Annotated in this window: 11 protein-coding genes; 6 read left to right on the plus strand and 5 right to left on the minus strand. The window is 58.9% G+C overall.

The window, feature by feature from the left end; translation table 11 throughout:
* Positions 1 to 85: 85 nt before the first annotated feature.
* From HMPREF2980_RS08720 to HMPREF2980_RS08730, 3 genes are all read right to left on the minus strand, one after another.
* Complete coding sequence (locus HMPREF2980_RS08720) at positions 86 to 1,414, minus strand: DUF1461 domain-containing protein (protein ID WP_049341552.1); 1,329 nt, start codon at positions 1,412 to 1,414, stop codon at positions 86 to 88.
* A gap of 146 nt (positions 1,415 to 1,560) precedes the next feature.
* Entirely contained in the window at positions 1,561 to 1,782 is a 222-nt protein-coding gene (locus HMPREF2980_RS08725; protein ID WP_049341550.1) for a DUF3499 family protein, read from the minus strand.
* A 20-nt stretch (positions 1,783 to 1,802) separates the two neighbouring features.
* Complete coding sequence (locus HMPREF2980_RS08730) at positions 1,803 to 2,231, minus strand: WhiB family transcriptional regulator (RefSeq protein ID WP_070688351.1); 429 nt, start codon at positions 2,229 to 2,231, stop codon at positions 1,803 to 1,805.
* A 709-nt stretch (positions 2,232 to 2,940) separates the two neighbouring features.
* Here HMPREF2980_RS08730 and HMPREF2980_RS08735 point away from each other — a divergent pair.
* Complete coding sequence (locus HMPREF2980_RS08735) at positions 2,941 to 3,741, plus strand: TIGR03089 family protein (protein WP_070691461.1); 801 nt, start codon at positions 2,941 to 2,943, stop codon at positions 3,739 to 3,741.
* 178 nt (positions 3,742 to 3,919) lie between these two features.
* On the opposite strand, the gene HMPREF2980_RS08740 is transcribed toward HMPREF2980_RS08735, so the two are convergent.
* Positions 3,920 to 4,537, minus strand: a complete 618-nt coding sequence (locus HMPREF2980_RS08740; RefSeq protein WP_049350052.1) for a GtrA family protein — start codon at positions 4,535 to 4,537, stop codon at positions 3,920 to 3,922.
* A 339-nt stretch (positions 4,538 to 4,876) separates the two neighbouring features.
* Here HMPREF2980_RS08740 and HMPREF2980_RS08745 point away from each other — a divergent pair, with 339 nt between their 5' ends.
* From HMPREF2980_RS08745 to HMPREF2980_RS08755, 3 genes are all read left to right on the plus strand, one after another.
* A complete protein-coding gene (locus HMPREF2980_RS08745) occupies positions 4,877 to 6,067 on the plus strand; it encodes a 5-(carboxyamino)imidazole ribonucleotide synthase (protein WP_070691464.1) in 1,191 nt (396 codons plus the stop codon).
* A 99-nt stretch (positions 6,068 to 6,166) separates the two neighbouring features.
* On the plus strand, positions 6,167 to 6,805 hold the full coding sequence (gene purE, locus HMPREF2980_RS08750; protein WP_070691467.1) for a 5-(carboxyamino)imidazole ribonucleotide mutase: 639 nt from the start codon (positions 6,167 to 6,169) through the stop codon (positions 6,803 to 6,805).
* 19 nt (positions 6,806 to 6,824) lie between these two features.
* The gene (locus HMPREF2980_RS08755) at positions 6,825 to 7,826 is read left to right on the plus strand and encodes a lipid II:glycine glycyltransferase FemX (protein ID WP_005506872.1); all 1,002 of its coding nucleotides are present in this window, start codon (positions 6,825 to 6,827) and stop codon (positions 7,824 to 7,826) included.
* Positions 7,827 to 8,025: 199 nt separating this feature from the next.
* Here HMPREF2980_RS08755 and glpX read toward each other — a convergent pair whose 3' ends face one another.
* Complete coding sequence (gene glpX / locus HMPREF2980_RS08760; RefSeq protein WP_049327916.1) at positions 8,026 to 9,033, minus strand: class II fructose-bisphosphatase; 1,008 nt, start codon at positions 9,031 to 9,033, stop codon at positions 8,026 to 8,028.
* Between the two features lie 417 nt (positions 9,034 to 9,450).
* Here glpX and HMPREF2980_RS08765 point away from each other — a divergent pair, with 417 nt between their 5' ends.
* Positions 9,451 to 10,170 carry a carbonic anhydrase gene (locus HMPREF2980_RS08765; protein ID WP_070691469.1) on the plus strand — a complete coding sequence of 240 codons (720 nt, stop codon included), beginning with the start codon at positions 9,451 to 9,453 and terminating at the stop codon, positions 10,168 to 10,170.
* Between the two features lie 224 nt (positions 10,171 to 10,394).
* Positions 10,395 to 11,801, plus strand: a complete 1,407-nt coding sequence (locus HMPREF2980_RS08770; RefSeq protein WP_005508937.1) for a class II fumarate hydratase — start codon at positions 10,395 to 10,397, stop codon at positions 11,799 to 11,801.
* Positions 11,802 to 11,882: the final 81 nt, after the last annotated feature.

The following is an 11,882-nucleotide window of genomic DNA, read 5'->3' on the forward strand; positions in this document are numbered from 1 at the left end:
GCTGGGTTCTACCGTGTGGTAGAGCCCAGCCCCCTTTGTTGTGCCCTTTCCGCGCTGGTTTGCACGGTGAAGTGGCTGATGATTTTTAGTTGTCGCCGACTCGTGCGGAGGCGAGCTTGACACGCAGTTCCTGGCGTTCCTGGCGGCGGCGTTCTGCCTTGAGCTTGCGGTATTTGGTGGGCCAGGTGGTCACGAGCAGGAGCGTGATTTGCGCGGCTACGAGGACTGCTACGGCGATTGCCGCGTCGATCCAGAATTGCGGCGGGTAGAGGCGGATCAGGGAGCTTCGTACGGAGAATTCCCAGTTGCCCTGCGGGAAGAACACCTGGTGGAAGGTGGTAAACAGCCATTCCCAACCGAAGACGCCCACAACGCCGAGCACCGCGATGAGTCCCAGGGTAATCCACGCGCCACAGAAGAGGCTGCGGCGGATGGTTCCGGGGGCGCGTTCACGCAGGGAGATGCTGCTAAAGAGCGTCAGCAGGAAGAGTGCGGCAACAGCTACGGTGGCGATGAGCAGTACCCATTTCACGTCGTGCATGTGGTTCACTTCTGCTTCGGTGAAGGCGAGGGTGTTGTCGGCGCCGGTGGTGACGCGGGCGAGGTATTCGCGCGGTGCGAAGTTGTTGATGTAGTCCACGCCGTAGGAGCCCAGGCGCATCCTCTCGACGAGGTAGTAGCCGTAGCTGTCTTCGGGGAATCCGGGGCGGTGGTATTCGAGCCAGAGGAAGGGCGCGGAGGCTACAGCGCGGATCGCGATCATGAGTACGGTCAGCGGTACGGTGAGCGCAATAAGGGTTGCGCGGAGCTTGAGGAAGCGCGGGGTGTCTTCCACAGCGTCTTCGCGGGCTGCGGCGCGTTCTGCAGCTTCGGGCGAGGTTGCCAGGGAAGACAGCGGTGCGTTGGGGTCCGCGACCGCGTGGGTGTGACCGGTGCGGGTGGTTTCGGTGCGGTACTTGCGTCCCGCGGTGGAGGCGCTTGCCGCCTCCGCGGTAGCGACGGTTTCCACTTCGGTCGCATTTTCGGCTTCAGCTACTGCAGCTGCTTCGGCTGCCCTCTGCATGGTTTCGCGGTTGAGGTCGCTGAGCGTCGGGTTTTTGGGGGTGCTCTGCGAGTCGCGTACGAGGGGCACGAAGCCGGTGGAGACGTTGGTGCGGGTGCGTACGCGGGTGCCGACTCCCTGTTCGCGTAGTTTGCTGCGTGCGGGGACGACGGGTACGTTCCCGGTGGGCAGGTCGGGTTCTTCGGCGACGGTGGGTACGTCTGCTGCGATGCGTCCGAAGGCGCCGGTGTGCGGTGCCGGTTCGCTGGTTTTAGTTTCGGTGCGGCGGGCGTGGAGTAGTTCTTCGGCACTGGTGCGGCGGATGGCCGGGCGCAGTGCGCCCCACATTCCTCGGTGTGTTTCTTTGGTCATGGATCTCGCGTTCTTTTCGAGTGATCGGTGTTTGAGTGAGTTGCGGGTGTCTGTACTATCTGCCAGTTTCTCATACGCAAAGAACCTTCCGCATGAATTCGCGGAAGGTTCTTTGCATTCGGGTGTTTAATTCTTGGTTTTGAATTCTAAGATTCGGTGGTGTCCTGAACGGGTACCTTGTAGACCACTCGCCAACCCTGGGGTGCCGTCAGCCGTGCGGCGTGTTCGTCGCAGAGGTCGTAGGCGTGGGGTTCGCGGAATTCAGAGAGTGCATCGATAAGTGCCGTGGAGTCTGCGTAGGAGTAATGGAGAGTAACAGTCGCCTCTCGCTGGCAGGTTTGGCGGGAGCACAGTCGTGCGGTCTGCATGTAGATGGTACCTTCCTGGCTTAGCTCGCCTGCTTGCGCAGTCGGCGGCGTTCACGTTCTGACAGCCCGCCCCAGATTCCGAAGCGCTCGTCATTGTCCATTGCATATTGTAGACATTCTTCGCGCACGGGGCATACACCGCATACCCTTTTGGCGTCTCGGGTGGAGCCGCCCTTCTCGGGGAAGAAGGCTTCGGGGTCGGTCTGGGCGCAGAGTGCTTCAGCTTGCCAGGCGAGTTCTCCGTCTTCGCCTTCGGTTCCGTAGAGTCCTGCCGCTGCGGTCCAGATGTCAGTGCAGAGAGGGGGGTTGAGCCGCTTGGCTCGTTCTGCTTCTGAGAGAAAGACGTCGGCGACTTTTTCGAGAGATTGAGTGGGATTCATGCTACGGTGCTGAGCGCCTGATGCGCGCGCGGCCGCGACAGAGCGGTCGGATGCAATGTAGGAGCCCATGGGTTTTCCTTCCGTGTTCTCATTGTGAACTTAATGAGTCTGCGGATCCGTCGTGGACGGAATCTTCGTGTGTATGGTGTGGAGCGGTTTGCTCTGGCCTCTACGGTCCCTTCCGGAGCAAACGCAGTTATACATCTATTAGACGTGCGACACGCCGTTTCGTCAAACTAGACTTAATCAATGTTTAGATGTATGTGTTACAAGCGTCATATTTAATGTGATTTTGACCTTTATATATTTTTCCTCCCCTCACTTGCCCTGTATCACATCTTGAGCCGGTCTCAAGTTTCCCCTTTTCAGGGCTAGTTTCCATCGCCGGTAAATTCTGCATCTTGACTGCAAATATAAGGGAAGTCAGCTCAGCAGGGGTCTGCCAAACCCCCGCTACCAGAAATTTTCAGGAAATTCGAAAAGAAAAGTTTATCTTTTTGGCGTCCATGCCTTGCATATTTTCCGCGCTTATTGCGAAACATTTATATTTACAATTTATATATATGCTGTATTTCAAAACAGGACCTTCGTTAGTGCAAAGGTTTTTCATCATTAGGTTTTTTTAAGCCCCATTAGAAGTTTTTACTTTACCCCTGTACTTTCTAGCCCGGTGACCGACGCTCTACTCCCTCATAGAACCGCATCACCTCCCCCGCAGACCCCCCGAACCTGTCCCCGTGCCTCCATTCCTTCTGAACCGTGCGGTAGAGTGAAACCCATGGTTACTCTCTCCCCCACCGGCGCATCCGTGCCTACAACTCTGAACCGTTTCTTTGAGAAGCTCAGCAGCCAGCAGACCCCCGCCCTCATCTGGTATTCGGCGGCAGGCGAGCGCATTGAGCTCTCCGGCAGGGTTCTCATGAACTGGATTGATAAGAGCGCAAACCTGCTGGTTGAAGAATGCGAGCTGGAGTCCGGCGAGGGTTTTGACCTCCAAGCACCTCTGCACTGGCGCACTATTGTTCTGGGACTGGCGGCACTGCGCGTGGGCGCTCTCCTCGATCAGGATGAGCCGCTGGTTGCCGCGGTCTGCACCGAGCAGGAGGCGGGCTATACGAATAACCCCGCGTACCTTCTGGCGGTTGACCGTGCACCGCTGGCGCTTTCCTACACCGGCGATCTGCAGTCGCTGGCTCCGCACGCCGAGGAGGTGCTCGATTACTGCGCTCTGGTGCGTAGCTTTGGCGACCAGTACTCGGGTCTGCTTCCCGATGATTCAGCAGAAATCATTGAGGGTTTCAGCTATGCGGAAGCCTACGAGCAGGCTCTCACGCAGGCACAGGCATATCGTACGGCGGGCTATACGCTACCTTCGGGGCAGCGTGCGCTCGCTTTGGAGTTGAGCCCCGACTACGGTTTTGATGCCTCGGAGGCGACCCTGAGCGCCCTGCTGGAGGTGCTAGCTATTTTGGTCTCGGGCCATGCGGTGTTTGTGGCTGACCCGAGCGTCAACTGGCAGAATGGGCAGCTGGCGTCTTTGATGGTTGCCGAGCGTGCGGTGGAGATTTCCCGCGCATAGCGCCCCTCTCCTGTTGCCTGAAAAATCGCGTGGAAGGCTACCAATCACACGGAGCGCGAACAAACATATAGGTCTTTAAACGATTCATCCCCCGACACCGTTCGTGTCGGGGGATGAATCGTTATACCACGTTCTAACTAAGCTGCTTCTACGGTCAGAGGAGCTCAACCCGAGGAGCTTAGGAGTTCTGCGAGCCCGGCTTCGACTGTGCCTCAGGTGCAGTTGCTTCAGAGGTTGCCTTACGTGCTGCAGGTTCTTCGCCATCAAGAATGGCGGCGGCTTCATCAAACATGCGGCCGAGCTCCTCGTGGTCGGTGCCTTCGCCCTCTTCAACCTTCTGGCGGTGCGAACCGTACACCCAGAAGCGGTAGAGGAAGTAGCGAAGAATGGTGCCCAGAATGGTACCGATAATCGTACCGGAGATGAAGGATGCCTCGGGGGTGCGCAGGTTCAGCACGTAGGTACTGAATGCCACACAGCCTGCTTCGACGAGAATACCGAGCAGGTTGACCAGTCCGAATTCGACCGCTTCACGCTTCCAGTTTTCGGAGCGGGAGTCGCGGAAGGTCCACAGGCGGTTCATGAGCCAAGAGAAGATGGTTGCGACAATACTTGCAACGACCTTCGCCTTGGTGTGGGACTCCGACATGATGGTCATCATCAGCACCCACACCGTTACAGAGTTGACGATGAAGGCGGCACCGCCCACGGTACCGAATTTGAGCACCTCAATACCGTAGCTGTCCCAGAGGGATTTCAGGCGTTCGGTCATGGTCGGTTTAGTCTGTGCGCTCATGCGGGGCCTATCTAGAGGAGTTCAGGGGAAAGAGCTGGCACTGTTACGGTGGGTGTCATTCATGCCGCCACTATGGAGTGCGTCAGCCTCTTTTACAAGCTCTTATATGTTATTACAGTCCCGGTTGGTTGTTTGTACCTTTGAGAGTTTTTCCACAGACCTCCCAGCTAACGAGACATTCCCTTTCATCTCACGTTGACTGGGCAGAAGGCAGGTTTTTACGATTTCTTCCGGCTTTTACGCCCAAATATTGGGCTCTACCGCCCAGTTAAACCCATTCTGTGACCTTAATGTGGTCTTGCTCCCACAGGCCCTCCGAACCCGGTACACTTAGGTGATGTGACTTACCCTGTGACTGGACCCGTAATTGGCGTCATCGGCGGAGGCCAACTGGCCCGCATGATGGCTCCCGTAGCAACTAACCTTGGCCTGAACCTGCAGATTCTCGCGGAGGCGCCCACCGTTGGCGCCGTGGCAGCGGTACGTACCGCCCCCGTCGGGGACTACAAAGATCTGGACACCCTCCGCGAATTTGCTCGCGGCAAGGATGTCATCACTTTCGACCATGAGCATGTGCCCACCGAATTTCTGCGCACCCTCATGGCGGAGGGTGTGAATGTACAACCCCGTCCCGAAGCTCTCCAGTACGCGCAGGATAAGCTCCTGATGCGCGCCGCTATTGAGCGTCTGGGCCTGCCGAACCCCCGCTGGGCTAAGGTTTCTACCCTGGACGAGCTGCTTGCTTTTGGTGATGAGATCGGCTGGCCCGTGGTTCTGAAGACCCCGCGCGGCGGCTACGACGGCAAGGGCGTACTCGTTCTGGATTCCCCCGAGGAGGCTCGCGAGCGCAGTGCTGCATGGTTCGAGCAGTTGCCTTCCCGCACTGATTTCTCCGCCCTACTTGCCGAGGAGAAGGTTCCTTTTACCCGTGAACTCTCCGCTCTAGTGGCTCGCCGTGAAAGCGGCGAAGTGCGCCCCTGGCCGGTCGTTGAGACCATCCAGGTGAACTCCATCTGTGATGAGGTCATTGCACCCGCACAGGACCTGGACCCCGAGATCGCTGAGGCTGCCGCAGCCGCTGCGGTGACCATTGCCTCCGAGCTGGGCGTGACCGGTGTAATGGCGGCTGAGCTTTTCGAGGTTCCCGGCTCCCCCGCAGGCTTCTACATCAATGAGCTGGCGATGCGCCCGCACAACACCGGCCACTGGACTCAGGACGGCTCGGTGACCAGCCAGTTTGAGCAGCACCTGCGTGCTGTGCTGGATCTGCCGTTGGGTGACACTTCCGTGTTGGAGGGTGTTGCCGTGATGAAGAACTATCTGGGCGGCGAGAACGAAGACATTTTCGGTGTCTACCCGCTGGCGCTTTCGGCTGAACCGCGCGCAAAGATCCACTTCTACGGCAAGGAAACCCGTCCGGGCCGCAAGATCGGTCACGTGAATATTTCTGGCACGGTGGCTGAGCTTGAGGCGCTGCGTCATAGCGCCGCGAATGCCGCCTCCATTTTGCGTGACGGCCGCCCCCTGTAGCCCTATTTTTAGCCGGTGCGTGGGGTGAGAGTATCCTGCGTATCCGACGCACCCTATTGATGGTGGTTCGCCACCGCATCCTGAAAGGATATGAGGATTATGTCTCAGTCTCCCTATAATTCTTCCCAGCCCATTGTTGGCATTGTGATGGGTTCGGATTCGGATTGGTCGGTCATGGAGGCCGCCGCCGAGGTTCTGGACGAGTTCGGCATCCCTTACGAGGCTGATGTTGTTTCTGCACACCGCATGCCCGAGGACATGATTGAGTACGGCAAGAAGGCTCACAGCCGCGGTATTCGCGTGATTATTGCCGGTGCCGGCGGCGCCGCTCATCTGCCCGGTATGCTCGCCTCCGTCACCGCGCTGCCGGTGATTGGTGTTCCGGTGCGTCTGAAGAACCTCGAGGGCATGGATTCGCTGCTGTCGATTGTTCAGATGCCCGCCGGTGTTCCGGTAGCTACCGTCTCCATTAACGGTGCTCGCAATGCGGGTCTGCTGGCTCTGCGTATTCTGGGTTCGGGCACCGATGCGTTTGCTCAGCAGGTTCACGCTGATTTGCGTCAGTTCTCTCAGGATCTGCGCCAGACCGCAATGGACAAGGGAGCAGCTCTGCGCACCCGCGTTGCCGAGGCGAAGGCAAAGGCAGCTGCCGAGCGCGAGGCGGAGGAGAGCTCCTCCGCACCCCGCCCCACTCCTGCACCCGAAGCTTCCTCGGAGCCCCAGGCTTACGTTCCCTAAGCTCGGATACACTAGAAGAATGAGCAATATTCTTCAGTCCGATATTTGGGCACGTTTTCAGGAATCTAATGGTCACACCGTGATCCGTAAGAGCGGTAACGGCTGGTCGTACCTTGCGACTGTTGAGGGCGGCGCTACCGGCCGCTACCTGTACAGCCCGTACGGACCGGTCGCCTCCAGCGCTGTGGCTTTTGATGAGGCTCTCACGTCGTTGAAGGAAGAAGCTGCGAAGCATCGTTGCCTGTTTGTGCGCATTGAGCCGACTGAATCCGCTATTTGGGGCGATCAGGATGCGGCTGCTTTCTTGGCTCGTCGCGGTGCGGTTCTGGCTCCTCGCCAGGTGCAGCCTTCGCACACTCAGATTATTGATCTTTCGGGCTCTGAGGACGAGATCCTCAAGGGTATGAAGTCCAATAACCGCAACCTGCACCGCAATATCCACAAGAAGGGCGTGACCATTGAGGTGTCGACGAACCCTGAGGATTTGTCGATTCTGTTCGCGTTCTTGGATGAGACCGCAGACCGTAACGGTTTTAACCGTCAGCAGGATGAGTACCTGATGCAGGTTGCTCGCGTGCTGATGCCCGCCGGTGCGGCGTCCCTGTACATTGCGAAGCTGACCGATGAAAACGGTGAGAGCACCCCGATTGCGGCGGCGTTTGTGTACGATTCGGATGACACCCGCACCTACGCGCATGCGGCGGCTTCTTTTGAGCATCGTCGCCTGTCCGCGGGTATTCCGGTGGTGACGAACTTTATCCTGGACGCTAAGCGCAAGGGTCTGAAGTACGTTGACCTCTTCGGTATTGCGCCGGAGGATCAGCCGGATCACGAGTGGGCTGGTTTCACCAAGTTCAAGAAGTCCTTCGGCGGCGAGTCGGTGGAGTACCCGGGTACCTGGGATGTTCCGGTAACTTCGTTAGGTTACCGTGCCTACACGCTGGCGTACAAGGCTCGTCCGGCGGTTCGCGATGCGGTATCTAAGGCCAAGGCGAAGGTTCAGTCTTTCCGCTCTCGCTAACGGGTTCAGGCGCACCGCTACTGGGGCGTATCCTGAGAACTAAAAGCTAAATATACGAGGGAGCCGCCCTCACCGAGTTCTTCGGTGGGGGGCGGCTCCCTGTGTATGTATGTGCAATGTTTGAGGAGTCTTAGCGCGGCTCCTCAGCCCTTGCGGGGGCGAAGATTACTGCTCTTCGAGGATTACTGCGCTTCGAAGATTACTGTTCTTCGGGGCTCTTGGTGTGCGAGAGGATCTCGCGCAGGCGGGAGAGGCGGTGCTCTGCCTCAACGGTACGCACGGTGCCCGAGGAGGAACGCATAACCAGCGACTGGGTGGTCACAACGTTCTTGCTGTAGCGAACGCCGCGCAGCAGCTTGCCGTCGGTGATACCGGTTGCGGCGAAGAAGCAGTTGTCGCTGGTGACCAGGTCGTTGGTGGTCAGCACGCGGTCGAGGTCGTGGCCGGCTTCCAGTGCCTTTTCGCGTTCTGCCTCGTCGGTCGGTGCCAGGCGGCCCTGGATGACGCCACCGGTTGCCTTGATAGCGCACGCTGCGACAACGCCTTCGGGGGTGCCGCCGGTGCCGAGCATGAGGTCCACGCCGGTGTTTTCGCGGCAGGCTGCGATAGCGCCGGCGACGTCACCGTCGAGGATGATGCGGGTACGGGCGCCTGCCTCGCGAATCTCCTGAATCAGCTTGGCGTGACGGGGGCGGTCCAGCACGCAGACGGTCAGCTCGCTGACCTTCTTGCCCTTAGCCTTAGCGACCAGGTGCAGGTTCTGCTTAACGGGCAGGCGCAGGTCCACGAACTCTGCGGCTTCGGGGCCGGTGACCAGCTTCTCCATGTAGAACACTGCGGAGGGGTCGAACATGGTGCCGCCGTCTGCCACAGCAATCACGGAGAGGGCGTTGTCCATGCCGAGTGCGGTCAGGCGGGTACCGTCGATGGGGTCAACCGCCACGTCGAGGGAGGGACCGGAGCCGTCGCCGACGTTCTCGCCGTTGTACAGCATGGGAGCCTTGTCCTTCTCGCCTTCACCGATGACGACGGTGCCGTTGAAGTTGACGGTGGAGAGGCGGTAACGCATTGCGTCTACGGCTGCACCATCTGCGAGGTTCTTTTCGCCTGCGCCGACCCAGGGGCCTGCAGCAATTGCTGCAGCTTCAGTCGCGCGGACCAGTTCCATTGCGAGGTTGCGATCGCCGTGGTTGTTGTTCGTAGTCATAGACTCACCTTCGAGATTTCTGAATACACCGTCGGCTGGCTGGTTCTTTCCAGCACGAAGTCGCCGACGCAGTAGTGCTCCTTTCAGGATAGCGCGCGGGCGCTTCGTTTTTCTTGTTCTGAACGAGTTTGCGTGCGTGTTGACTTTAAGGTGAGCAGATGTGGCAAATCTGTGAGGGCTGCGTCTCTCTTCGGCGCTTCATACGCTCTGAGGCACTGATTTTGGGTGTTGTGAAGGCGCGCCAAACTAGCTATTTTTCGCATATTTAAGGCATATTTGAGGTAGGTTCTTTCTCCGGGAGGCTCCCGGCGAGAAACTCAGCTTCAGCGCGAGCGCCTGAAGCCCCACATACCCGTTCGCAGATTCGCTGGCTCCGACGGCACGCGTTATCTGTATTTGTCCGCTAAGGAGCATCACATGGCTGGCATCCAACCGACTCCCGCAGAAGCATGGAAGCATCTGAAGGACGGTAACCGCCGTTTTGTTGAGGGTAGCAATGAGCACCCCAACCAGGACACGATTCGCCGTACCGACCTGGCATCGGGGCAGTTCCCGTTCGCCTCGATTTTCGGTTGCGGTGACTCTCGCCTCGCGGCAGAGATTATTTTTGATCTGGGCCTGGGCGACGCGTTCGTGGTGCGTACCGCCGGCCACGTCCTGGAGAATGCCGCGCTCGGCTCGCTGGAGTACGCGGTTGAGGAGTTTAAGACCCCTATCGTGATGGTTCTCGGTCACGACTCCTGCGGTGCTGTGACTGCGGCCAGCAAGTCCCTGGAGTCCGGTGAGATGCCGCACGGCTTCATCCGTAACCTGGTGCAGCACATCCTGCCTTCGGTGATGTCTCCGAAGCTGCCGGAGAACCCGGTCGTCAACGACATGGTGCGTGAGCACACCCGCCAGACCGCCATCCGAATTATTGAGCAGTCCCACATCATTTCGGATGCGGTGGTTGAGGGCAAGGTCGCCGTGATTGGTGTCTTCTACCATCTGAAGGAGGGTAAGGCGGAGCTGGTGTTCAGCTCGCAGGACCTGACCCTGCCGGAGGAGAAGAACGACGCGCAGAACCCGCCGACTCAGGCGCTTCCGGTGGTCGTGAAGACTCCCCCGCGCGTTGTGGTTGCGGAGAACCTGGCCTAGGTTTCTTCTTCTCCGCTCATTACGAGCCTTAGCGCGAGAACCCACATGCTCGCACTTAACAACAGATTTTTCTATGGGATACCCCCGCCACGGTAGCGTGTTCGCACATCTACCGGGGCGGGGTTTTTACACGCCTTCTCACGCCGCAAAATTTATGAGCGTTTTTCCTCTTTTGACACCTTTTCGAGGCGACGTAAGCCACTTTGAACGCCTATCCTAGAGATATGGCTGAAAACATTGAATACCGCATTGAACATGACACCATGGGCGAAGTTCGCGTTCCGGCTGATGCACTCTACCGTGCACAGACCCAGCGCGCAGTCGAGAACTTCCCGATTTCGGGTCAGACCCTCGAATCCGCCCATATTCGTGCGCTTGCCCTCGTGAAGAAGGCAGCCGCGACCGCCAATGAGGAACTCAAGGTGCTCGACGCTGAGCGCGCCCAGGCTATCCGCGACGCAGCGGATCTGGTAGCAACCGGTAAGTACGACGCCCACTTCCCCATTGACGTCTTCCAGACCGGTTCCGGTACCTCCTCGAACATGAACACGAACGAGGTTCTGGCAACCCTGGCAACCCGTTCCCTGGAGTCCAAGGGCATTGAGGTTCACCCCAATGACCACGTGAACGCTTCCCAGTCCTCCAACGACGTCTTCCCCACCTCCGTGCACGTTGCTGTGACCGAGGCTCTGGTGAAGGACCTGATTCCCGCTCTCGAGGTGCTCGCTGAGTCCCTGGAGCGCAAGTCTGCAGAGTTCAAGGACGTTGTGAAGTCGGGCCGCACCCACCTGATGGACGCAACCCCCATCACCCTGGGCCAGGAGTTCTCCGGCTACGCCGCAACCGTGCGTTACGGCATTGAGCGTGTGAACGCCTCCCTGCCCCGCGTGGCTGAGGTTCCCCTGGGCGGTACCGCTGTGGGTACCGGTATTAACACCCCGGACGGCTTCTCCGCTCGCGTGATTGAGCTGCTCGCTGAGGAGACCGGTCTGCCCCTGACCGAGGCTCGTAACCACTTCGAGGCTCAGGCTAACCGTGACGGCCTGATTGAGGTTTCCGGTCAGCTGCGCACCCTGGCGTACGGCCTGATGAAGATCAGCAACGACATCCGCTGGATGGGTTCGGGCCCGAACACCGGCCTGGGCGAGCTGCACATCCCCGATCTGCAGCCCGGCTCCTCGATTATGCCCGGTAAGGTCAACCCCGTGATTTGTGAGGCTACCATCATGGTTGCCGCTCAGGTTATCGGTAACGACGCAACCATTGCTCTGTCTTCCACTAACGGCGCGTTTGAGCTGAACGTGGGTATCCCGGTGATGGCTGCTAACCTGCTGCAGTCGATCCGCCTGCTCGCTAACGTTTCTCGCGTTTCGGCTGAGAAGATGATTGACGGTCTGACCGCTAACGTTGACCGTTGCCGCTTCCTGGCTGAGGCTTCGCCGTCGACCGTGACCCCGCTGAACAAGCTGATTGGTTACGAGGCTGCTGCGAAGATCGCTAAGTACTCGGTGGCTCACAAGGTGACTGTCCGTGAGGCAGTTGTGGCTCTGGGTTATGTGGAGCGCGGCGAAGTGACTGAGGAGCAGCTGGATGCGGCTCTGGACGTCACCAAGATGCTGGGCAACTTCTAATCTCGCCCCGCCTGAACCTCCTCTGAGGTTCGCGGCTTAACCATAGAGGGAGGGGCGACTCGCCATGACGGCGGGTCGCCC

The sequence above is a fragment of the Rothia sp. HMSC076D04 genome, from assembly GCF_001814645.1.
In the GTDB taxonomy this organism is placed as follows: Bacteria; Actinomycetota; Actinomycetes; order Actinomycetales; family Micrococcaceae; genus Rothia; species Rothia mucilaginosa.